Here is a 21,971-nt window from a genome sequence, read left to right as displayed (position 1 = left end):
CCCGATGACCCCTCCCCTCCGGCGCCAGCTGAGCCACCGCCAGGCGCGCCAGCTGATGGACACCGCCTACCTGGCGGCCGCCACCGCCCTGCTCTGGGTGGCGCTCTACTACCTGCCGGTGGGCAGCCCCCTGTTCCGCCTCGCCCTGCCCCTGCCCCTGGCCCTGCTGCAGCTGCGCCATGGCTGGCGCTGCGCCCTGGAGGGCGTGGTGGTGACGACCCTGCTGCTGGTGGCCCTGATGGGGCCGATCCGCGGGCCCCTGGTGCTGTTCCCCTACGGCCTGCTCTCCCTCTGGCTGGGCTGGGGCTGGCGTCGCCGCAGCAGCTGGTGGCTCACCTTGGGGGTGGGGGGCCTGATCGGCGCCGCCGGCTTCCTGGTGCGGGTGGCCGTGCTCTCGGTGCTGGTGGGGGAGAACCTCTGGGTGGTGATCACCACCGCCGCGGCCAACCTGCTCGACCGCCTGGCGGGGGTGGTGGGTCTGGCGGGCGGCTTCGATCTTGATCAGGTGCAGGTCGCGGCCCTGCTGCTGGTGCTGCTTCAGAACCTGATCGTGGTGCTGGCGCTCCATGCCGTCGCCTACTGGATCTTCCCCCGCCTCGACCAGCCGATCAGCGAGCCGCCGCCGGCCCTGCGTGGCCTGGTGGCCCTCGACCCCCTTTGAGCCTGCCGGGGCGGATCACCGGCTCCGCCGCCGCCGCCGAGGCCTGGGGCCGGCCCTGGCGCCAGGGGTGGCGGGACGCGGAGGTGCTGGTCCTGCTGGCGGGCACGGAGACAGCCGCCGTGCCCGGCATCTCCGCCGCCGGCGCCACCCCCGCCTCCCGCTTGCGCACGGCGGCGGCCGATGCCGAACTGCTGGTGCTGGGCCCCGCCGGGGAGCGTCCCCATGCCCTGCCGCCTCTGCCCGCCGGGGTGTCCCCCGCCCTGATCAGCCATGTGGTGCTGCGGGAGCTGGGCCTGGTCTCCCTCGTGGTCGACCTGGGTTGCCCCGTGGCCCCGGCGGTGGCCCACCTGCGGCTGCCGGGGCCGGCGGGGGCCGGACCGGCCCGCTGCCTGAGCGGCGGGGCGGCCCTGGACCCAGGGCGGCTGGAGGCCCTGCTGGCCCTGGGCCGGCGCTGGGGCGAGCGCCTGGCGCCGGGGCGCCCCCTGCTGCTGGCGGAATGCGTGCCGGGGGGCACCAGCACCGCCCTGGCGGTGCTGAGCGGGCTGGGGGTGGCGGCCGACGGGCTGGTGAGCGGCAGCCTGCGCCACCCCGACCACGGCCGCAAGGCGGCCCTGGTGGCCCGGGGGCTCGGGGCGGCGGGCCTGGCCGTGACCGCAGCTGGAGATCGGACCGATGCGGTGCGGGTGGCCGCCGCCGTGGGGGATCCGATGCAGCCCCTGGCCGCCGCCCTGGTGCTGGCCGCCGCCGCCGCCGGCCGGCCGGTGCTGCTGGCGGGGGGCAGCCAGATGGCGGCGGTGCTGGCCCTGGCCCTGGCCCTGGCGCCCCCCGCCCTGCGCCCGGCGGTCGCCGCGGCCGCGGCCGTGGGCACCACCGCCTGGGTGGCCCAGGAGGCCGGCAGCGACCTGGCCCTGCTGCTGCAGCGCATCGGCGCGCGCTGGGGGGTGGACCCCCTGGCCTTCGCGGCCGACCTGCGCTTCCCCGATCCCTGCCATCCGGCCCTGGCGGCCTACGAGAACGGCTACGTCAAGGAGGGTGTGGGGGCGGGGGGGCTGGCCCTGCTCTGGCAGCTCAGCGGCCGCTCCGCCCCGGCCCTCGCCCGGCTCTGCGACCAGGCCTGCGCCACCCTGCTGGGGCCGCCGCCGCCTACGGTCCGCTAGATGGGTGCCCCCTTCCCCCCACCGTCGACCCCAGGCCTCAGCCGCCGCACCCTGCTGCGTCTCGGTGCCGCCTCCGCCCTCACCCTGCTGGCCGGCTGCGACCGCCAGGAGACGCTGCTGCTGGCCAGCCGCGGCGATCTGCCCGCCGCCTGGGCCCGGCGCCTGCCGAACCCCTGGCGCAGCCAGCTCCTGGAGGATCCCGCCCAGGTGCTGGCCCGGGCGGCCGCCGCCCGGACGGGCCTGCTGCAGCTCAGTGACGGCTGGGCCGCCGAACTTGGGCCCGCCGACCTGCAGCCCATCGGCACCCCGGCCCTGATCGAGCGGCTGACGCCGATGGCGGCCCCGCTGGCCCGGCTCCATGGCCCCGCCGGCGCCGGCCCGCTGGCCTTCCCCTGGTCCTACGGCCCCTGGGTTCTGGTGCTGCGCAGCCGCCCCGACCTGGCCCGGCGCCGCGCCGAGGGCTGGGATCTGCTGCTCGACCCCAGCCTGGCCGGCCGGCTGGTGCTGCCCTCCTCCCCCCGGGTGACCATCGCCCTGGTCGGGGAGGACCCGGAGCGGCTGCGGCGGCTGCGGCGGGCCGCCCTGGCCTACGACGAGCGCGACGGGCTCAGCCTGCTGCTCACCGGTGAGGCCGAGGCCGCCGTGCTGCCCCGCCAGCGGGTGGTGGGCCTGCTGCGCCGGGATCCCCGGCTGCAGGTGCTGCTGCCCGAGAGCGGCTCCCCCCTCACCTGGAACCTGCTGCTGCGGCCGGCCGGCCCCCATCCGGAGCCCCCCCTGGAGTGGCTGGGGGAGGCCCTGGAGCCCCCCCTGCTGCCGACCCTGCTGGCGGGGGGCTGGGTGCCCCCCCTGCCCAGGGACCAGCTGCAGCGGGCCCTGACCGACTTCCCGGCGCCCATCGCCGCCCTGCTGCTGCCCCCCCAGCCGGTGCTGGAGCGCTGCTTCAGCCTGGCGCCCCTCACCGCCGTCGAGCGGGCGGCGCTGCAGCGGCTCTGGGATGGGGCCGCCCCGGCGCCCGCCGCCTGATCCGCCCGAGCCGAGCCCCATCCGAGCACCCATCCGGGCCGGCTCAGCCCCACAGGCGCCGCCGCGGGGCGGCCGCCAGCCGGCGATGGGTGTCCGCCAGCAGGTCCGGGATGGGCAGCTGCAGTGGGCAGCGCGGCAGGCAGTCGCCGCAGCGGCCGCAGGCGGCGGCATCCACCGCCTCCCACCAGTGGCCGGCCCGGCCGATCAGGTTGTAGCGCTCCGTGGCGAAGGGTTCCATGCCATGGCCCACCGCCAGGTTGCGCAGCCGCAGCAGGGACGGGATCGGCACGGCGTTGGGGCAGGGAAGGCACTGGCGGCACTGGCCGCAGCGGTCGGCCCCGAGCCGCTCCCGGCCGGCCGCCTCCAGGCGGGCCAGGGCCGCCGCCAGCTCCCGCCGTTCGGCGCCCGTGGCCTGGGCCGCCGCGGGGGCACCGGCGTCGGCCAGGCGCACCGCCCAGGCCAGATCCTCCGGTACGGCGGCCCCCAGGGTGAGGGTGCTGATCCCCTCGGCCAGCAGGAAGCGGTAGGCCAGCTCCAGCGGCGCGTAGGGGGCGCAGTCGGCGACCAGTTCGGGGGGAGGGTCATGGAGGCGGCCGCCCTTGTCGGCCGGTGAGATGGCCATCACGCCGATGCCCGCCGCCAGGGCGGAGCGGGCCAGGGGCAGCCGCTCCTGGTCGAACAGATGCACGTGCAGGCTGCAGAAGCCGAAGCGGCCGCTGGCCAGGGCCGCCTCGATCAGGGCGGTGTCGCCGTGGCTGCTGAAGCCCACCTGACCCACCAGCCCCTCCCCCGTGGCCCAGGCCAGCAGCTCGGCCCCCGGCCCCGAGAGGGCCCAGGCCAGATGCTCCGGCCGGTTGAGGCCGTGCACCGCCAGGTTGTCGAGCCGCCCGACCCCCAGCCGCCGCAGGCAGGCCCGCAGCTGGGCCCGGCCGTCGTCCAGGTCCGGTCCCGGCAGCAGCTTGCTGGTCAGCACCAGGGAGGCACGGGCGGCGGGGTCCCGCTCCCCCAGCCGCGCCAGGGCCCGGCCGAGGAAGGCCTCGGCCGGGCCGTAGGCGGGGGCCGTCTCGAGGTGGTTGATGCCCGCCGCCACGGCCGCCTCCAGCACCGCCTCCATCACCGCCGGGGCGTCCAGGGCCCGCATCGTGCCGAGGGTGAAGGCCGACACCGGCCGGCCCCGTCCGAAGGGCCGCCGTGCCGCCGCCAGCGGTGCCGCCGGCGGCTCAGAGGCCAGGGCCGCCCCCCTCGGGGCCGTCCTCCGGGCCCGGATCGGCCTCGGCGACGGTGCGGCCGATGTGGCGGATCAGGTCGGCCGGGGTGGTGCGGTCCAGGAAGCGGCGGAAATCCTCCTGGTCCTCCGCATCGGCCTCCGCATCCACGGGAATCGAGGCGTCGGCGACCACCTCCTCCAGCATCCAGATGCCGCTGTCGGTGCGCAGGGCCAGGGCGATGGCGTCGCTGGGCCGGGCGTCCAGTTCGAGGGGCCGGTCGCTGCCGTTGCTGAGCTTGAGCACGGCCCGGAAGGTGTTGTCCTCGATGGTGTGGATGATCACCCGCTCCAGCCGCAGGCCGCCGGCCTCCAGCAGGCTGGCCATCAGGTCGTGGCTGAGGGGCCGGGGGGGCCGCTCCCGGTTGAGGCCCGAGAGGATGTTCTGGGCCTGGGCCTGGTCGATCCAGATCGGCACCTGCCGGCGGCCGGAGGGGTCCCGCAGCAGCACGATCGGACTGCGGCTGGCCGCATCCAGGGCAATTCCGGCGACACGCATTTCAACCATGGTCGGGCCCGTTCCTCGCGCGTGTTGGTCCCCGTGAAACGATTATGGCCAGTGCCGCCGCCTCAGGGGATGTTCACCGGACTGGTGCAGGCCATCGGCAGGCTGGAGCGGAGTCCGGCCGGGGTGCGGGTGCGCACCGACCTCGGCCCCCTGGCCCTGGGGGACAGCGTCGCCGTGGACGGGGTCTGCCTGACGGTGGCCGAGCGCCTGGCCGATGGCTTCCGGGCCGATGTCAGCGCGGAGACCCTGGGCCGCAGCACCCTGGCCGAGCGGGCCGCCAGTGGCGGCCGGGTCAACCTGGAGCCGGCCCTGCGCCTGGCCGACCGGCTCGGGGGCCACCTGGTCAGCGGCCACGTCGATGGCCTGGGGGAGATCACCGCCATCGAGCGCCAGCCCGGTTCCTGGCGGCTGGAGGTGGCCTGGCTGGATCCGGCCTACGGGCGCTACGTGTGCGAGAAGGCGAGCGTGGCCCTCGACGGCATCAGCCTGACGGTGGCGGGCTGCGAGCCCGACGGCAGCCGCTTCTGGATCGCCGTGATTCCCACCACCTGGACCGGCACCACCCTGGCGGAGCGCCGGGAGGGGGACCGGGTCAATCTGGAGGCCGACCTGCTGGCCAAGTACACCGAGCGGCTGCTGCGACCGGCGGCGGCGCCGCCCCAGGCCACGCTCTCCACCGCCTGGCTGGCGGAGCACGGCTGGGGCTAGGCCGTGGGCGCGTCGGGGCCGAGGCCCATCCGCTGCGGCCACCCCTCAGGGGTGCTGCAACACATCAAGCGCCGTTGTCAGTGGCCGGCTGCCTTGTCACGCTGGCGACAGCGCGAATGGCGATGATGCTCACTCCGGATGCCCCCTCCTCCCGTCAGGCCATGGGGACGGCCCTGCGTGCCTTCACCCTGGCCGAAGGGGTGATGCTGATCGTGCTGGGGGTGCTGGCCCTGGTCTTTCCCGTGCTGGCCTCCAAGTGGGTCACCGCCGTGGTGGCCATCGCCTTCCTGGTGGGGGGCCTGGTGGGCTGGATCAGCTCCCTGCTGCGCTCCCCCGGTCTGAGCCGGGCGATCACGTTCTGGCGGCTGGTGACCTCCACCCTGTTCCTGGTGCTGGGGGTGTGGATGATCCAGCAGATGGCGTCCGGGCCGGCGGCGGCGGCGATCCCGATGGCGGGCCTGGCCCTGGCCATCGGCGTGGTGTTCGTGGTGGAGGGGATGGTGGAGGTCCTGGTGGCGACCTCCCACCGTCACATCACCGGCTGGCGCTGGGGACTGGTGAACGGCCTGGTCACCCTCGCCCTGGGGCTGCTGATTCTCACGATGAAGTTCTGGAGCCTGCTCTGGGTGGTGGGCACCCTGGTGGGCATCAGCTTTCTGTTCAGCGGCATCGATCTGCTGCGCTTCAGCGCCAGCTTCCATCCCGAGCAGGACTGAGGGCCGGAACAGGACCGGGGCGCTGGGGGCTCGCTCGCGGCGATGGTCAGGCCGGGCCGTCGGTGCCGGCGCCATTGAGGGGCAGCAGCCAGATCGAACCGGTCTCCTTGTGGATCTCGATGCGGAACTCCTGGCCGGGCTCCAGCCCCATGCGCCGGGTGTAGGCCTGGCCGATCAGCAGGTTGCCGTTGCCGTGGACCCGGGTGCGGAACTCGGCCTGGCGCCCCTTGCCCACGCCGGCCGAGCCGCCGCCGCCGCCGCTCGACGGGGTGGCGTAGCCCTTGGCGGCCACCAGGGCGCGATAGAAGTTCTTCCGCAGCACCCGACCGCTCGGACCCACGTAGCCACAGGCCCGGGCGATCTGCTCCTCGGGACGGTTGCTGAGGGAACGGGCCCGATCCAGCAGGGCCTGGCCCTCCAGCATGACGGTGCCGGCGGAACGGTCCTCGTTGACTGGTCCTTTCTGGGCACCCATCAGCCGGTCCGACGGAGACGTCTTGATTGATTGTGCCGATGATTGCGGGGATCGGGCAACGGTCAGCGAATCAGAGCAGGTAAAGAATCCCGTAAAGCACCACCCAGATGCCGTCGACGAAATGCCAGTAGAGCTCGGCGGCCTCCAGGCCGAAGGGGGTGGTGCTGGTGACGCGGCCGCCGTTGCGGGTCTGCACCCAGACCAGCAGGATGCAGATCACCCCCAGGGTGACGTGCAGGCCGTGGAAGCCCGTCAGGGCATAGAAGGTGCTGGCGAAGAGGTTGTCGGTGAGGCCGAAGGGAAGGGTGAAGTACTCCACCATCTGGCCGGCCAGAAACGCCGCCCCCAGGGCCGCGGTGAGCAGCAGCCAGGTCCGGCAGGGCCCCATCCGCCCCAGCAGCAGATGGCGGCCGGAGCGATGGAAGGTGTAGCTGCTCACCAGCAGCAGCATGGTGTTGATCGATGGCAGCAGCAGTTCCAGCTCGTAGGTGGAGCCCGCCGGCAGGGGATTGACCGCCCGGAAGGTGAGATAGGCGGCGAAGAAGCCGGCGAAGGTCATGCCGTCGGCCACCAGGAAGGTGGCCAGGCCGAAGAGCCGCAGGTCGGCATGGCCGCCGTGGGCCTCGGCGGCGGCCGCTTCGGCGGCGGTGGCGCTGCTGCTGGTGGCGAGGCTGGTCATGGGCGGGCCGACGGGGGAAGGGGAGGTGGGGACGGCAGGGGGGAAGACGGTCAGCGGCGGCCGGCGCCCGTCCAGAGGTCGCGGCCGGTGGCGGCCTCGAGGCTCAGGGTGTCCTCGTCGACGCCGTAACCGTAGGGGTGCTGCACCAGCGGCGCCTCACCGACCCAGTTCTCCACCGGCGGCGGTGAGGAGGTGAGCCATTCCGGGGTGAGGGCATTCCAGGGGTTGTCGCCGGCTTCCCGGCCGCGGAAGGCGCTGACGATCACGTTGTAGAGGAACGGCAGGCTGCTGACCGCCATCAGCAGGGCGCCCACACTGCTGATCTGGTTGAGGGTGGTGAAGCTGGGGTCGTATTCCGCCACCCGCCGCGGCATGCCGTTGAGGCCCAGCCAGTGCTGGGGGGCGAAACAGAGGTTGAAGCCCACGAAGGTGAGCAGGAAATGCAGCCGGCCCAGATCCTCATCGAGCATCCGGCCGGTGAACTTCGGATACCAGTGGTAGACCGAGGCGAAGATCACGAACACCGTGCCGCCGTAGACGATGTAGTGGAAGTGGCCGACGACGAAGTAGGTGTCGTGGACGTGGATGTCGAAGGGAACCTGGGCTAGGGCGACACCGGTGATGCCGCCGAAGACGAAATTGACGATGAAGGCGCAGGAGAACAGCATGGCGCTGTTGAGGGCCAGCTTGCCGCCCCAGAGGGTGGCCAGCCAGTTGAAGAACTTGATGCCGGTGGGAACGGCGATGAAGGAGGTGGCGATCGTGAAGAACAGCCGCATCCAGGGGGGGGTGCCGCTGGTGAACATGTGGTGGGCCCAGACCACCAGGCCCAGCACCACGATCGCCAGGATCGAATACACCATGGTGGTGTAGCCGAAGAGGGGCTTGCGGGAGTGGATCGGCAGGATTTCGCTCACCAGGCCGAAGGCCGGCAGCACCATGATGTACACGGCCGGGTGGGAATAGAACCAGAAGAGGTGCTGGTAGACCACCACGTTCCCGCCCAGGGCGGGGTTGAAGAAGCCCGTGTGGGCGACGATGTCGAAGCTCAGCAGCAGCAGGGTGCCGGCCAGGACGGGGGTGGAGAGCACCACCAGGATGCTGGTGCCGAGCATCGCCCAGCAGTACATGGGCAGCTGCATCAGCTTCAGGCCGGGGCGGCGCAGCTTCAGCACGGTGGCGATGAAGTTGATGCCGCCGAAGATCGAGCTGCCCCCCAGCAGCAGCACGCTGACGATCCAGACCACCTGGCCCAGGGCCGGGGTGGTGATGCTCAGGGGTGGGTACGCCGTCCAGCCGGACTGGGCCGCCCCGGTGATGAAGTAGCTGCCGATCAGCAGGATCCCCGCCGGCGGAATCATCCAGAAGGCCACGGCGTTGAGCCTGGGGAAGGCCATGTCCCTGGCGCCCACATAAAAGGGAATCAGGTAGTTGCCGAAGGCCCCGTTCACCACCGGCACGATCCACAGAAAGATCATCACCGTGCCGTGGAGGGTGAGCACTTCGTTGTAGGTTTCGCGGCTGACGAAATCCGAGATCGGGCTGGCCAGCTCGGCGCGGATCACGCCGGCCAGGGCGCCGCCGATGAAATAGAAGAGGAAGCCGGTCACCAGGTACTGCAGCCCGATCACCTTGTGATCCAGGCTGAAACTGAAATAGCGCAGCCAGCCCTGGGGCTGGAGGCTCTCCTGGAAGTCGTTGGGGGAGGCGACGGTCATTGGGCGGATGGGTGCGGGCGGTGTCGGGTTCGGGGTCGGCTTCGGGTCGGCAGGTCAGGCGGTGGGGTTGACCGCGGCGCTGGCCACCGTGGCGGCGACGGGACTGTTCTTCTGCAGCCAGGCGTCGTAGGCATCCGGCTCGTGCACCACCACGGTGGAGCGCATGCCGCCGTGGTAGGGCCCGCAGAGCTCGGCGCAGATGATCGGGTAGCTGCCCGCCTTGGTGGGGGTGAAGGTGAGCACGGTGGGCTGGCCCGGGATTACGTCCTGCTTGAGCCGGAACTGGGGCACCCAGAAGGCGTGGATCACGTCGTTGGCCTTCATGCGCAGCTCCACCGGCCGGCCGTTGGGCACATGCAGCTCACCACTGATGATGTCCCCTTCCGGGTAATGGAAGATGAAGGCGAACTGCATCGCCGTCACCTCCACCGGCAGGACATTGGTTTCCCCGGCCGCCGTGCCGATGCCGCCCCAGACCCGGGGGGCCTTCAGGGGATCGGTGGCAGCGAGGGCGGGGTCGGCCGCGGTGACGGACGCCTCCATCGTTTCCATCGCCGGCATCCGGTGCATGGCGGAGTGGTCGTTGAGGCTGCTCATGCCCCCCATGCGCTCGTAGATGTCGTAGCTGTAGATGCCGACGAACAGCACCACGACCGCGGGGATGGCGGTCCAGACGATCTCGAGGAGGAGATTTCCCTCGATCGCCAGGCCGTCGGTGTGGTCGCCGCTGCGGCGGCGGAAACGCACCAGGCTGAACACCACCAGGCCGACGATGCCCAGGAACAGGATCGTGCCGATGCTGAACAGCACCCGGAACAGGGAGTCGTAGACAGGCGCGTTGGCGCTGGCGTCGAGGGGCAGAAGGTTGACGTTGGTCCCCACCCAGAGGCCGGTGAGCACAAGTGCCATGCCCACCAGCAGGGTGACCAGGGAGGAGGGAATCGGCACAGCGACGGCGGTGGACGGCGTTTCGTGAGGGTGGCAGCCCTGGGGCCGGCACTCCTTGGGCCAACAGCTTATGGACGGCCGTTCGCGCGCCGCGCGTTCGTTGTAACCACCGAAGCAATTTCGGAGAAATTTCACATTCACAGCGGGCGATGTGCTGATTCGCACATCTTTCAACGCCACCAACTTCCCTGGCATTCAGGCCGCCGGCCCGGGCCCGGGCCGGCGGCCGCTGCGACCATGGACCGCATCCACGCCCGGCTGCGGTGCGAGCGGCCGCCGGATTGCCGACATTCCGGGGGCCTCATGCCCCAGGCCGCCCTTGAGCGGAGCTGCGATGCCCTTCACCCACGAGCAGATCCAGAGGCTCCGCCACCGCCATCGCGGCTACATCCTCACCCTCGCCAGCGAGGTGCTGCTGATCCTGTTGCTGCCGTTCTGCCAGTCGCACCCCTGGCTGCTCTCGCTGCTGCTGATCGGCCTGGCGGTGGTGCTCATCACCACGGTGACGCGCTATTCCCCCCTGATCAGCACCCGGCCCCTGCTGTACGGGCTCGGGGGCCTGGCACTCGCCCTGGAGGGGGTGTGGCATCTGGCCCTGGCCGTCGATCCACCGCTCGGACGCCTGGTCACGGTGCCCCATGTGATCGCCTGGCTGCTGTTCTTCCTGGTGGCGCTGGTCCGCAAGGTGAAGACCCTGGTCCGCGAGCCCTTCGTGACGCTGGCCGTGGTGATGGGGGCCACCTCCGGCTATCTGCTGGTGGGCATCGCCGGCGGCGTGATGCTGGTGGCCCTGTGGGTGCTGCACCCGGGTGCCTACGACCTCTCCGCCCTGCCGGTGCTTCAGGACCCCAACGCTGATGCCGTGGCGATGGCGCCGGCGCTGATGGCCGCGTCCTTCATGATCCTGACCTCCGTGGGATCGGCGGTGCTCCGCAGCAGCGACGTGACCGGGCAGGTGATCACGGTGGTGATCACCATCTCGGGGCAGCTGTACATCGCCATCCTCATTGCCCTGATCCTGGGCCGCTTCCATCGCAGGCCCGGCAGCGGACGGGCCTGGCCGCCGTCCCGGTCCCATCGGCAGGTCCCTCCGCCTCCGATCCGCTGAGGCGGGATCAGTGGAGGCCCCACCTCCCCGTTCAGGGGCGCTGGGTTCGTTGTAGCCAGAGAAGCAATTTCGGAGAAATTTCACATTCACTTCGGGCGATGTGCTGATTCGCACATCTTTGAAGGCCCGCTAACTTGGGCATCCGGAAGAGCATTCCTTCATGGCTGTGGCGCCGTCCGCGCAACCCCTGTCCCCGCTCCGGTCCCCCGCCGGGGAGAGCTGGCCCGTGCGCCTGGTGCCGGTGCTCACCGCCCACCTCGTCGTCGCGCTGGTGGCCCTGGTGGCCATCGGTGGCGCCACCCGGGTGATGCAGGCCGGTCTGGCCTGTCCGGACTGGCCCCTCTGCTACGGCGTGCTCTGGCCGGGCCGCCAATGGAACCTGCAGGTGTTCCTGGAATGGTTCCATCGCCTTGATGCCTTCCTGGTGGGCGTGGCCCTGCTGCTCCTGTTCGCCCTCAGCCTGCGGTTCCGCTCGCGCTTCCCGCTCTGGCTGCCCTGGGGCGCCGGCCTGGCGCTCGGCCTGGTGGCCGTCCAGGGCGGCCTCGGGGCCCTCACCGTGCTCAGCCAGCTGGCCGCCCCCACCGTCACCCTGCATCTGGCCACGGCCCTCAGCCTGGTGCTGCTGCTGAGCGCCATGCACCAGGGGCTGGAGCGCCCCGCCGCCGTCCCGGCCACTCCGGCGGCCGGCGCGCTGCCGCCCTGGTGGTTCCCCCTTCCCGTGCTGGCCGCCCTGCTGGTGGGGGGCCAGTGCCTGCTGGGGGCGGCCATGGCCAGCCGCTGGGCCGCCCCGCTGTGCCTGCAGGCCGGCGAAAGTTGCCGCTGGCTGCTGCTGCATCGGCAGGGGGCCTATCCGGCGGCTGTCGCCGTGCTGTTGCTGGCTGCCGCCTCCCTGGCCCTCCCCGCCGGCCAGGGCCGGAGCAGGGGGTTGTCCTTCGCCGCCGCCGGCCTGGTGGTGGTCCAGGTGGTGCTCGGGGTGCTCACCCTGCGGCTCCAGCTGGCGCTCCCCGCCGTCACGATCGCCCACCAGCTCACCGCCGCTCTGCTCGTCGGGGTGCTGGGTGGACTCTGGGGACTCTCGTTCCCGTCCCCTTCTGTTTCTGCCCGTCTCGAGGTGGCCCATGGTTAGTGTCAGCGCCGTGGCGGCCATCGCCGCACCCCCCGCACCGGTGGCGATCCGGCCCTCGGTGAAGTTGCCGGCCTGGCTGGAGGTGGCCAAGCCCCGGCTCATCCCCCTGCTGCTCGCCACCACGGTGGGGGGCATGGCCCTCACCGCCGCCTGGCCGCTCGACCCCCTGCGGCTGCTCTGCACCCTGGTGGGCGGCTCGATGGCCTCGGCCGCCGCCGGCGTTCTGAACTGCCTCTGGGAGCAGGAACTGGACGGGCGCATGCAGCGCACCAGCCGCCGTGCCCTGCCCTCGGGCCGCCTGGCCCAGCGCCAGGCCTTCGGCCTTGCGGTGGCCCTCACCATCGGCTCGGTGCTGGTGCTCGTCCTGGGGGTCAACGCCCTGGCCGCCTCCCTGGCGCTTCTGGGTCTGTGCAGCTACGTGCTGCTTTACACGGCCCTGCTCAAGCCCCGCACCACCCAGAACATCGTCATCGGCGGCATGGCCGGGGCGATCCCGCCCCTGGTGGGCGCGGCGGCCGCCACCGGCCACCTGGGCTGGAGCAGCTGGTGGCTGTTCAGCCTGGTGATGGTCTGGACCCCGGCCCATTTCTGGGCCCTGGCCCTGCTGCTGCACGAGGACTACCGCTCCGTGGGCATTCCGATGCTGCCGGTGGTGAAGGGGCTGACGGTCACGGCCCGGGCCATCGGCCGCTATAGCTGGGCCACGGTGGCCCTGAGCCTGCCCGGGGTGGTCGCCCTCCCCAGCGGCGGCTGGCTCTACGGCCTGCTGGTGCTCCCCTTCAACGCCCGGCTCCTGCAGCTCAGCACCAGCCTGTCGGAGGACCCGGGCGATCCCCGCCGGGCCCGCAGCCTGTTCCGCTGGTCGATCTTCTACCTGTTCGGCATCTGCCTGCTGCTGGTGCTGGCGCGCACGCCCCTGGCGGCCGCCGTCCACCCGGCCGCCCTGCTGGCCGCTGCCCTCCATCTGGCACCGGCTGCGGCTGCCTAGATTGGCCGGGCTTCCAGCCCTTCGCGATTGATCCCCGCTTGATCGAGCTCGAGCACCTCAGCAAGCGTTTCGGTGGCCGCAAGGTTGCCCCCGTGCAGGCCCTCGACGACCTCTCCCTCAGCGTGCCGGCGGGTTCCCTCTACGGTCTGCTGGGGCCCAACGGCGCCGGCAAGACCACCGCCCTGCGCATCCTCTGCACCCTGCTGGCGCCCGATGCCGGCGAGGTCCGGGTGGCGGGGGTGGACGCCCTGGCCGAGCCCCGCGCCGTCCGGCGCCTGCTCGGCTACGTGGCCCAGGAGGTGGCCATCGACAAGATCCTCACGGGTCGGGAGCTGCTCCATCTCCAGGCCGCCCTGCATCACATGGGGGCCGCCGACCGTCTGGAGCGCACCGCCGAACTGATCGAGCTGCTCGCCATGGGGGAGTGGATCGACCGCCGCTGCGGCGGCTACTCCGGCGGCATGCGCCGACGTCTCGATCTGGCCGCCGGCCTGCTGCACCGCCCCAGGGTGCTGGTGCTCGATGAACCCACCGTCGGCCTCGACATCGAGAGCCGCGCCACCATCTGGCAGGTGCTGCGCCAGCTGCGGGACCAGGGCACCACGGTGCTGCTCAGCAGCCACTACCTCGAGGAGGTGGATGCCCTCGCCGACCGCCTGGCCATCATCGACGGCGGCCGGGTGATCGCCGAAGGCACCCCTGCCGCCCTCAAGGGCGCCCTCGGCGGCGACCGGGTGACGCTGCGGGTGCGGGAGTTCAGCGACGAGCAGGAGGCGAGCCGGGTGCGCGACCTGCTCCAGGCCTGCCGCGGTGTCCGCCAGGTGGTGGTCAACCGGGCCCAGGGCTATTCCCTCAACCTGGTGGTGGAGGACAGCGGTGTGGTGGAGACCCTGCGGCAGCAGCTGGCCGAGGCCCAGCTGCCGGTGTTCGCCCTGGCCCAGAGCCGTCCCAGCCTCGATGACGTCTACCTTCAGGCCACCGGCCGCACCCTGAGCGATGCGGAACTCTCCGTGGCCGGTCGCCGCGACCTCAAGGAGGAACGCAAGCAGTCGATGCGATGACCCGCACCCCCCCCATCCCCATGACCAGCGCCAGCCCCTCCCTCACCCCCCTGCCCGCCGCCAGCGGTGAACCGTCGGCCCTGGCCGAGATCGCCCAGGAGACGCTCGCCCTCACCCGCCGCCTGTTCGTCCAGCTGGCCCGGCGCCCCTCCACCCTGGTGGCGGGCGTGCTGCAGCCGCTGATCTGGCTGGTGCTGTTCGGGGCCCTGTTCGCCAACGCCCCGGAGGGCCTCCTGCCCGGCGGCATCAGCTACGGCCGCTTCCTGGGGGCCGGGGTGATCGTGTTCACGGCCTTCAGTGCCGCCCTCAACGCCGGGCTGCCGGTGATGTTCGACCGGGAGTTCGGCTTCCTCAACCGCCTGCTGGTGGCGCCGCTGCGCTCCCGCAGCTCGATCGTCTTCGCCTCGGTGCTCTACATCACCAGCCTGAGCCTGGTGCAGAGCCTGGCCATCATGGGCACCGCAGCGTTGCTGGGCTACGGCTGGCCCGGTGGGGCGGGGCTGCTGCTGGTGCTGGTCACCCTGCTGCTGCTCGTCTTCGCCGTCACCGCCCTCAGCCTCGGCCTGGCCTTCGCCCTGCCGGGCCACATCGAGCTGATCGCCGTGATCTTCGTGGCCAACCTGCCGCTCCTGTTCGCCAGCACCGCCCTGGCCCCGATTTCCTTCATGCCCCCCTGGCTGGGCTGGCTGGCGGCCCTGAATCCCCTTACCTTCGCGATTGAACCGATCCGCGCCGCCTACGCGGGGTCCTTCCACCTCACCGATGTGGTGCTGGTGGCCCCCTACGGATCCCTCTCGGCCCTCACCTGCCTGGCCATTCTGGCGGGGCTGGCCGCGGGTCTGTTCCTGCTGATCCGCCCGATGCTGGATCGCAAGCTCACCTGACGTTCCGCCCCGTGTCCCTGCCGTCCCCCCGTCCAGAGCTCTCCCAGCTGCTGCTCGACGCCATCCGCCGCAGGGATGCCGCCATCGTCGCCCGCCTCACCGGCCAGTGGGCCCATCGCCACGGCGTCACCTCCCTGGAGAGTTTCCGCACCGGCAGCGTGGTGGCCGAGGCGGGCTGGGAGGCCGGCGACTGGCTGCTGCAGCACATGGACGCGGCCATGGCCCCCGCCAGCGTGACCATGGCCGAGGCCTTCGCGGCCCTGGAAGATTCCTTCGCCGGCCCGCCGCCGCCCGTCCCCAGCCCGGTGGTCCCCAGCCCGGCCACCCCCATCAGGGTCGTCGCCGTGGCGACCGACCCCGCCACGGACGCCATCGAGCCGCCCCTCCCCGCCGCCGTGGCCGAGGCCGAAGGGGCAGCGGGCCAGTCGGACGTCATCGCCCTGCACCCCCTCACCCCGAGCACCTCGCCGGCCCCGGCACCCCCCACCCTGGCCGACCTGCGCTGCTGGCTCTCCGCGGCGCCGCAGCATCGACGGGCCAGCTGATCCCCGACACCCCCTGCGTCCCCGATGGCGTCTTCCCGTCCCCTGCCTGAACGGGCCGCCCTCGGCGGTCGACTGATCGTCTCGGTGCAGGCACCTGAAGGTTCGCCGATGCGCGATCCGGCCGTGATCGCGGCGATGGCGGAGGCCAGCCTGCTCCAGGGGGCCGCCGGCGTGCGGTTGGAAAGCCCCGAGCACATCGGCGCGGTGCGGCGCCGCTGCCCCGACGCCCTGATCGTGGGTCTCTGGAAGCGCAGCTTCCCTGGCAGCCCGGTGTACATCACCCCCGGCTGGGAGGAGATCCGTGCCGTCTGGGCGGCCGGAGCCGATGTGGTGGCCATCGATGCCACCGAGCGCCCCAGGCCCGATGGCCAGGACCTGGAGGCCCTGATCGCGCGGGCCAGCCAGGAGCTGGGGGCCCCGCTGATGGCCGATGTGGACAGCGTGGCGAACGGGCTGCGGGCGGCGGCCCTGGGCTGCCAGTGGGTGGGCACCACCCTCTACGGCTACACCGAAGCCACCGCCGCGCTGCCGCCACCGGCCTGGGACCTGCTCGGACCCCTGCGCCGCGAGCTGCCCGAAGCGGTGGCCCTGATCTGCGAGGGGGGCATCGCTTCGAAGCTGGAGGCGACCCGTGCCCTGGCCTGTGGTGCCGATGCCGTGGTGGTGGGGACGGCGATCACGGGGGTGGACCTGCAGGTGGCCGCCTATGTGAAGGCCATGGCCGGCTGAGCTTCGGCTCCGCCGGCCCGTGGCCCCCGGGGCTCACATCATGCCGGGCATGCCCATGCCGCCCATGCCGCCCATCCCGCCCATTCCACCCATGCCGCCGTCGCCGGCGGGGGGAGCGGGGGGTTCCGGCTTGTCGGCGATCACGGCCTCGGTGGTGATCAGCAGCGAGGCGATCGAGACCGCATCCTGCAGGGCCAGGCGCACCACCTTGGCCGCATCCAGGATGCCGGCGGCGAGCAGGTCGTCGTAGCTGTCGGTGAGGGCGTTGTACCCCTTGCCCTGGCTGAGCATCTGCTGCACCACCACGTCGCCGTTGGCGCCGGCGTTGGTGGCGATCTGGCGGGCCGGGGCCGCGAGGGCCCGCTGCACGATCTCCACCCCGGTGCGGACGTCGCCCTCGCAGCGCCCGGCCAGGGCTCCGAGTTCCTCGGTGAGCTGCACCAGGGTGCTGCCACCGCCGCCGACGATGCCCTCATCGATGGCGGCCCGGGTGGCGTTGAGGGCGTCCTCGATGCGCAGCTTGCGGTTGCGGAGTTCGGTCTCGGTGGGGGCCCCCACCTTGATCACCGCCACCCCGCCGGCCAGCTTGGCGATGCGCTCGTTGAGCTTCTCGCGGTCGTACTCGGAGTCGGTGGCCTCCAGCTCCCGCTTGATGGCGGCCACCCGGTCGGCCACGGCGGCGCGCTGGTCGTCGGCGGCCACGATCGTGGTCGTGTCCTTGGTGATGGTGATGCGGTGGGCATGGCCCAGGTCGGCCAGGGTGGCCTTGTCGAGGGTCATGGCCCGGTCCTCGCTGATCACCGTGGCGCCGGTGAGGATGGCGATGTCCTCGAGCATGGCCTTGCGGCGGTCCCCGAAGCCCGGCGCCCGCACGGCGGCCACCTGGAGCACGCCGCGGGTCTTGTTCACCACCAGGGTGGCCAGGGCCTCACCTTCCACCTCCTCGGCCAGGATCACCAGGGGCCGGCCGCTCTTGGAGACGGCCTCCAGCACCGGCACCAGGTCGACCACGGTGCTGATCTTGCGATCGGTGATCAGCAGCAGGGGATTGTCGAAGGCGCACTCGCGCCGGTCCTGGTCGGTGACGAAGTAGGGGGAGGCGTAGCCGCGATCGAAGGCCATGCCCTCGGTCACCTCCAGCTCGGTGGCCAGGGACTTGGATTCCTCCACGGTGATCACCCCATCGGCGCTCACCTTCTCGACCGCTTCGGCGATCATGCGGCCGACCTCCTCGTCGTTGCCGGCGCTCACCGTGGCCACCTGGCGGATGGCGTCGCCCGCCACCGCGCGGGAACGGGCTGCGATGCCCGCCACCACCACGGCGGTGGCCTGCTCCATGCCGCGGCGCAGGGCGACGGGGCTGGCGCCGGCGGCCACGTTGCGCAGGCCCTCATGCACCAGCGACTGGGCCAGGACGGCCGCGGTGGTGGTGCCGTCGCCGGCGGTGTCCTTGGTCTTCGAGGCCACCTGCTGCATCAGCTTGGCGCCCAGGTTCTCGAAGGGATCCTCGAGTTCGATCTCCTTGGCGATGGTGACGCCGTCATTGATGATGTCGGGGGCGCCGTACTTCTTCTCCAGCACCACGTTGCGACCCTTCGGTCCGATGGTGACCTTCACCGCATCGACCAGGGCATTGACGCCCCGCTCCAGGGAATCGCGGGAGGCATCGGCGAACTGGATCAGTTTGGCCATCGACGGAGTCACATCAGAAGCGTCCGTCGCAGCGTCCCACAGCGACCCCGCCCCAGGCATCCGGCCCTCGGTGGGGAAAGCCGAATCGCCCGTTCCCGGGAGGCGGCAGGCCCCCGCCGCAGGAGGTACCTTCAAACCATGGAAGACCTGCTGCAGCAGACCCTCGACAGCGCCGCCACCGAAGCGGCCCTCGTGCCGAGCAGCTCCGCCGACGGCATGGTGTTTCTGCTGATCGCCGCCCTGGGCCTGCTGATGGCCCTGGTCTATGTGCCGATCCGCCTGTTCCTCACCCTCACGGCCCGCAGCCGCCGGCTGCGGCTGCTGCAGCGGATCCGCAAGCTGCGCGAAGACCTGGCCCAGCCCCTGGCTCCCGAACCCTGAGCAGCGCTCAACGCATCACCATGCCGCCATCCACCTGCAGCACCTGCCCGGTGATGTAGGCCGCCGCCGGATCGGCCGCCAGGAAGCGCACCGCCCCGGCCACCTCGGCGGGCTGGCCCATGCGGCCGAGGGGGATGGCGGCGAGGATCGGTTCCTTGTCGAGGTCCCGGGTCATGTCGCTGTCGATGAAGCCGGGGGCCACCGCGTTGACGGTGATGCCGCGGCTGGCGAATTCGGCGGCGGTGCTGCGGGTCAGGCCGATGACGCCGGCCTTGGCGGCGCTGTAGTTGGCCTGGCCGGGGTTGCCCATCAGGGCCACCACCGAGGTGATGTTGATGATGCGGCCGCGGCGGGCCTTGAGCATGCTGCGGCTGACGGCGCGGGTGCAGAGGAACACCCCGGTCAGGTTGAGGTCGATCACGCCCTGCCAGTCGGCGGTCTTCATCCGCATCAGGAGGCCGTCGCGGGTGATGCCGGCGTTGTTGACCAGCACGTCCAGTCGCCCCTCCGTGTCCAGCACGGTCTTCACCATCGCCTCCACCGCCGCCTCGTCGGCCACATCCGCCTGGTGGCTCCAGGCCCGGCCCCCGGCCGCGGTGATCGCCGTCACCACCGCCTCGGCCGCCTCGGGCGAGCGGGCGTAGTTCACCACCACCGTGGCGCCCGCCTGAGCCAGGGATTCGGCGATGGCCCGGCCGATCCCCCGGCTGGCGCCGGTCACCAGGGCGACCTGACCGGAGAGGGGGGCGGCGCTGGACATGGCGGCGGGAACAGGGTCAGGCGATCGTATGCCGCGCGCCGGCCCCGCCCGATCGGCACCCGGCTCCCGCTCAGTCGGCCATCTGGTCGGAACTCTCCAGAGCAGTCCCGAGCACATCGGCGAAGCGCTGCAGCTGCTCCTTGCTGCCCATCACCACCAGCAGCTGGCCGGCCTCGAGGCGGATGTCGCCGCCGGGGTTGGTGACCAGCGTGGCCTCGGGCGTGCCGTAGGTGGTGCCCCGGTAGGAGTAGGGGTTGACCACCGCCGGCGCCGGGGTGCGGATGGCCAGCACCTGGGCGCCGCTGCGGCGGCCGAACTGCATCTCCGCCAGGCTGCGGCCCTGGAGCTCCCCGAGCCGGGAGGGGTCGTCACTGAGCTGGAACTCCTCCACCTCGCAGTCGGAGCCGGCCAGGAGCTCCATGAAGTCGACGGCGAGGGGCCGCAGGGCGGTGGCGGCCATCACCCGTCCCCCCGCCACGTAGGGGCTCACCACCTGGTCGGCGCCGGCCAGACGCAGCTTGCGGCCCGCCTCGGCGCTGTCGGAGCGGGCGATCAGGCGGCAGCGGGGGGCCAGCCCCCGGGCGCTGAGCACCACGTAGAGGTTGGCGGCGTTGCTGGAGAGGGCCGCCACCAGGCTGCGGCACTGGTGGATGCCCGCCTCCAGCAGGGTCTCGTCGAGGGTGGCATCGGCGAACAGCACCGGCAGCCCCCGCTCCTCCGCCGCATCGCGGCAACCGGCGTCCATCTCCACCACCAGCAGGGGGACCTTCTCCCGGATCAGCTGGTCGGCGATCTCCTGGCCGATGCGGCCGTAGCCGCAGAGAATCACGTGGTTGTTCATGCTTTGGACCCAGTTGCGGAATCGGCGCTGCCGCAGGCGCCGGAAGTAGCCGGTTTCGGAGAGGCCCACCAGGTTCTGGATCGTCAGCTGCACCACCACGAGCCCTCCGGCGAGGGAGAACACGGTGACGAGCCGGCCGGCGGTGGACAGGGGCTCCACCTCCCCGTAGCCGATGGTGGGGATGGTGATCGCCACCATCCAGTAGCAGTCACCCCAGTCCCAGCCCTCGGTGATCCGGTAACCGATGGCACTGGCGTTGACCACCACGATCAGGGCGATCAGGGGGGTGAGCCAGGGCCGTCGTGCCCGGGCGGAGGGGGGACGCTTCCTGCGGGCGAACCACAGGCGACTCATCGGCGTGACTCAGCCCAGGCCAAGGGCCCTGAGCACGTCGTTGCTGGGGAGGTCACGCAGGTGGCCATCGGAACCCAGTCCTTGTACTCCGTCGCGTACCGGAAGGCTGTCGCTGCTGCGACCCAGGGCCACCACCGGCGTGCCGCTGAGCAGGGCCAGCTCGATCGTCACCGGGTCGCTGGCCAGCACCACGTCACTGGCGGCCACCAGGGCGGCCCGGCCGGGGATCTCGGCCGCCGGGGCCGGCGGCGACTGCTGGCTGCGCAGGCCGGGGAGGCTGGCGGCGATGCGGCCGGGGAGCTCCTGCCAGGCCGCCTCGGGCCAGTCGCCGGGGCGGCCGGAGGGGGCCAGCAGCAGCATGGGCCCGTCGCCGGCCGGCAGCGCGGCCATGGCTTCGTCGAGGGCGGTCCGGGGCAGGGCCAGGCGGAAGGCGGCGGCCTCCAGCCGCACCCCGATCGGCCGCAGGTAGGCCTCGAGGGCCTGGGCCGGCCAGAGACCCTGGGGCACCTGCACCTTCTCGGTGGCGGAGAAGCCCCCGGCCGCCATCCGGTTGGGGATGTGGCTCATCGAGAGCATCAGGTCAACCTGGCGGCCGGCCGCCAGGTTGATGCAGGCCTGGAAATCGGGTTCCCGCACCGACCCCAGCAGGTTGGCCCAGTCGGCCAGGGTGGCGTCGCCGAAGTTGAAGGGGATCACCTTCTCCACCGCCGGCAGCAGCTTCCAGAGGCCCGCCAGGGTCGGGTGGCAGACCACCTGGATCTGGAACCGGAGCTGTTCGGCGGTGGCCGCCACGGCCGGAAACGCCTGCAGCTGGCTGGCGCCGTCGCCCGGGATCAGGAACAGTGCGCGCATCGGGCGTTGGGTCGGGCGGGCCTCGCGGCCTGATTGTATGGAGGGGACTCCAGTGTTCCGCCCGGGCGGCCCATCGCTTGTGCATTTGCTGATCGCCGCCGCCGGCAGCGGGCGCCGCATGGGCGCTGCCACCAACAAGCTGCTGCTGCCCCTGGCCGGACGCCCCGTTCTGGCCTGGACGCTGGACGCCGCCCTGGCCTGCGGGGCCATCCGCTGGATCGGGGTGATGGGCCGCCCGGAGGACGAGGCGGCGATCGGCGCCATCCTGGCCGCGGCCGAGCCCCGGCGGTCCCTGGCCCAGCCGGTGGCCTGGATCGTCGGCGGTGACACCCGCCAGGAGTCGGTGCGGCTGGGCCTGGCCGCCCTGCCGGCGGACGCCGAGGCGGTGCTGATCCACGACGGCGCCCGTTGCCTGGCGGAACCGGACCTGCTGGAGCGCTGCGCCACGGCCCTGAAGGAGGCGATGGCCGAGGGGGCCGGCATCATCGCCGCCACCCCCGTCACCGACACCATCAAGCAGGTGGATGGCCGCGGCGTGATCACCGCCACCCCCGAACGCAGCGGGCTGTGGGCGGCCCAGACCCCCCAGGGCTTCGGGGTGGCCCAGCTGCGGGAGGCCCACGGGCGGGCCGAGCGCGAGGGCTGGAGCGTCACCGACGACGCCGCCCTCTACGAGCGCCTGGGGCTGCCGGTGCGGGTGCTGGAGGCGCCCCCCTCCAACATCAAGCTCACCACCCGTTTCGATCTCACCATCGCCAGCGCCGTGCTGGCGGCCCGCGCCGCCTGAGCCCGC

24 protein-coding genes are annotated in these 21,971 nt (G+C 72.3%); 14 read left to right on the top strand and 10 right to left on the bottom strand.

Translation table 11 applies throughout. The annotated features are described in order from the left end of the window. Positions 1-4: 4 nt before the first annotated feature. The 3 genes from L107_RS10045 to L107_RS10035 are packed head-to-tail and all read left to right on the top strand — an operon-like array spanning position 5 to position 2,841. The gene (locus L107_RS10045) at positions 5-661 is read left to right on the top strand and encodes a DUF2232 domain-containing protein (RefSeq protein ID WP_159818450.1); all 657 of its coding nucleotides are present in this window, start codon (positions 5-7) and stop codon (positions 659-661) included. Then, positions 658-1,818, top strand: a complete 1,161-nt coding sequence (locus tag L107_RS10040; protein WP_159818448.1) for a nicotinate-nucleotide--dimethylbenzimidazole phosphoribosyltransferase — start codon at positions 658-660, stop codon at positions 1,816-1,818. Before L107_RS10045 ends, L107_RS10040 begins: the two co-directional genes overlap by 4 nt. Next, on the top strand, positions 1,819-2,841 hold the full coding sequence (locus L107_RS10035; RefSeq protein ID WP_159818446.1) for a twin-arginine translocation pathway signal: 1,023 nt from the start codon (positions 1,819-1,821) through the stop codon (positions 2,839-2,841). A 43-nt stretch (positions 2,842-2,884) separates the two neighbouring features. Here the strand turns inward: L107_RS10035 and L107_RS10030 are convergent, their stop codons facing one another. After that, entirely contained in the window at positions 2,885-4,045 is a 1,161-nt protein-coding gene (locus L107_RS10030) for an aldo/keto reductase (protein WP_159818531.1), read from the bottom strand. A 16-nt stretch (positions 4,046-4,061) separates the two neighbouring features. Next, positions 4,062-4,613 (bottom strand): bifunctional nuclease family protein, encoded by a 552-nt coding sequence (locus L107_RS10025; RefSeq protein ID WP_159818444.1) that lies wholly within the window; start codon positions 4,611-4,613, stop codon positions 4,062-4,064. A gap of 69 nt (positions 4,614-4,682) precedes the next feature. Between L107_RS10025 and L107_RS10020 the strand changes: the two genes are divergently transcribed. Continuing rightward, positions 4,683-5,321, top strand: coding sequence for a riboflavin synthase (locus L107_RS10020; protein WP_159818442.1), 639 nt, complete (start codon positions 4,683-4,685; stop codon positions 5,319-5,321). Between the two features lie 161 nt (positions 5,322-5,482). Continuing rightward, entirely contained in the window at positions 5,483-6,037 is a 555-nt protein-coding gene (locus L107_RS10015) for an HdeD family acid-resistance protein (protein ID WP_159818529.1), read from the top strand. A 46-nt stretch (positions 6,038-6,083) separates the two neighbouring features. Here the strand turns inward: L107_RS10015 and L107_RS10010 are convergent, their stop codons facing one another. The 4 genes from L107_RS10010 to L107_RS09995 all read right to left on the bottom strand — a co-directional run bounded on the left by L107_RS10010 (position 6,084) and on the right by L107_RS09995 (position 9,857). Next, the gene (locus L107_RS10010; protein ID WP_159818527.1) at positions 6,084-6,461 is read right to left on the bottom strand and encodes an AbrB family transcriptional regulator; all 378 of its coding nucleotides are present in this window, start codon (positions 6,459-6,461) and stop codon (positions 6,084-6,086) included. A gap of 121 nt (positions 6,462-6,582) precedes the next feature. Further along, positions 6,583-7,191 (bottom strand): heme-copper oxidase subunit III, encoded by a 609-nt coding sequence (locus L107_RS10005; protein WP_159818440.1) that lies wholly within the window; start codon positions 7,189-7,191, stop codon positions 6,583-6,585. A 50-nt stretch (positions 7,192-7,241) separates the two neighbouring features. Further along, complete coding sequence (gene ctaD / locus L107_RS10000; protein ID WP_159818438.1) at positions 7,242-8,909, bottom strand: cytochrome c oxidase subunit I; 1,668 nt, start codon at positions 8,907-8,909, stop codon at positions 7,242-7,244. Between the two features lie 54 nt (positions 8,910-8,963). Then, positions 8,964-9,857, bottom strand: coding sequence for a cytochrome c oxidase subunit II (locus L107_RS09995; RefSeq protein ID WP_159818436.1), 894 nt, complete (start codon positions 9,855-9,857; stop codon positions 8,964-8,966). Positions 9,858-10,191: 334 nt separating this feature from the next. Between L107_RS09995 and L107_RS09990 the strand changes: the two genes are divergently transcribed. The 7 genes from L107_RS09990 (at position 10,192) to L107_RS09960 (ending at position 16,298) form a co-directional block, all read left to right on the top strand. Beyond that, a complete protein-coding gene (locus L107_RS09990; RefSeq protein ID WP_159818434.1) occupies positions 10,192-10,965 on the top strand; it encodes a hypothetical protein in 774 nt (257 codons plus the stop codon). Positions 10,966-11,125: 160 nt separating this feature from the next. Continuing rightward, positions 11,126-12,091: a heme A synthase gene (locus tag L107_RS09985; protein ID WP_159818432.1), complete on the top strand. Its 966-nt coding sequence runs from the start codon at positions 11,126-11,128 to the stop codon at positions 12,089-12,091. Further along, positions 12,084-13,079, top strand: a complete 996-nt coding sequence (locus tag L107_RS09980) for a heme o synthase (RefSeq protein WP_159818430.1) — start codon at positions 12,084-12,086, stop codon at positions 13,077-13,079. The genes L107_RS09985 and L107_RS09980 overlap by 8 nt, the downstream gene beginning before the upstream one ends. 38 nt (positions 13,080-13,117) lie before the next feature. Next, positions 13,118-14,140, top strand: a complete 1,023-nt coding sequence (locus tag L107_RS09975) for an ABC transporter ATP-binding protein (RefSeq protein WP_159818428.1) — start codon at positions 13,118-13,120, stop codon at positions 14,138-14,140. 20 nt (positions 14,141-14,160) lie between these two features. After that, positions 14,161-15,024, top strand: a complete 864-nt coding sequence (locus tag L107_RS09970; RefSeq protein WP_094584879.1) for an ABC transporter permease — start codon at positions 14,161-14,163, stop codon at positions 15,022-15,024. Between the two features lie 11 nt (positions 15,025-15,035). Further along, a complete protein-coding gene (locus L107_RS09965; RefSeq protein ID WP_159818426.1) occupies positions 15,036-15,569 on the top strand; it encodes a hypothetical protein in 534 nt (177 codons plus the stop codon). A 24-nt stretch (positions 15,570-15,593) separates the two neighbouring features. Further along, entirely contained in the window at positions 15,594-16,298 is a 705-nt protein-coding gene (locus L107_RS09960; RefSeq protein ID WP_159818424.1) for an N-acetylmannosamine-6-phosphate 2-epimerase, read from the top strand. Between the two features lie 33 nt (positions 16,299-16,331). On the opposite strand, the gene groL is transcribed toward L107_RS09960, so the two are convergent. Beyond that, positions 16,332-17,990 (bottom strand): chaperonin GroEL, encoded by a 1,659-nt coding sequence (gene groL, locus L107_RS09955; RefSeq protein ID WP_159818422.1) that lies wholly within the window; start codon positions 17,988-17,990, stop codon positions 16,332-16,334. A 138-nt stretch (positions 17,991-18,128) separates the two neighbouring features. Here groL and L107_RS09950 point away from each other — a divergent pair, with 138 nt between their 5' ends. Beyond that, positions 18,129-18,371 carry a hypothetical protein gene (locus L107_RS09950; RefSeq protein ID WP_159818420.1) on the top strand — a complete coding sequence of 81 codons (243 nt, stop codon included), beginning with the start codon at positions 18,129-18,131 and terminating at the stop codon, positions 18,369-18,371. Between the two features lie 7 nt (positions 18,372-18,378). Here L107_RS09950 and fabG read toward each other — a convergent pair whose 3' ends face one another. The 3 genes from fabG to L107_RS09935 form a co-directional block, all read right to left on the bottom strand. Continuing rightward, entirely contained in the window at positions 18,379-19,131 is a 753-nt protein-coding gene (fabG, locus tag L107_RS09945) for a 3-oxoacyl-[acyl-carrier-protein] reductase (protein WP_159818418.1), read from the bottom strand. Between the two features lie 70 nt (positions 19,132-19,201). Next, complete coding sequence (locus tag L107_RS09940) at positions 19,202-20,326, bottom strand: TrkA family potassium uptake protein (protein WP_159818416.1); 1,125 nt, start codon at positions 20,324-20,326, stop codon at positions 19,202-19,204. A 9-nt stretch (positions 20,327-20,335) separates the two neighbouring features. Then, the gene (locus L107_RS09935; protein ID WP_159818414.1) at positions 20,336-21,178 is read right to left on the bottom strand and encodes a glycosyltransferase family 9 protein; all 843 of its coding nucleotides are present in this window, start codon (positions 21,176-21,178) and stop codon (positions 20,336-20,338) included. A 79-nt stretch (positions 21,179-21,257) separates the two neighbouring features. Here L107_RS09935 and ispD point away from each other — a divergent pair, with 79 nt between their 5' ends. Then, positions 21,258-21,965: a 2-C-methyl-D-erythritol 4-phosphate cytidylyltransferase gene (gene ispD / locus L107_RS09930; protein WP_106220425.1), complete on the top strand. Its 708-nt coding sequence runs from the start codon at positions 21,258-21,260 to the stop codon at positions 21,963-21,965. Positions 21,966-21,971: the final 6 nt, after the last annotated feature.

Source organism: Cyanobium sp. Copco_Reservoir_LC18 (assembly GCF_009834675.1).
Taxonomy (GTDB): Bacteria; Cyanobacteriota; Cyanobacteriia; order PCC-6307; family Cyanobiaceae; genus Cyanobium; species Cyanobium minutissimum.
The sequence above is the reverse complement of the archived record's forward strand: the minus strand, read 5'-3'. Positions and strand labels throughout refer to the sequence as shown.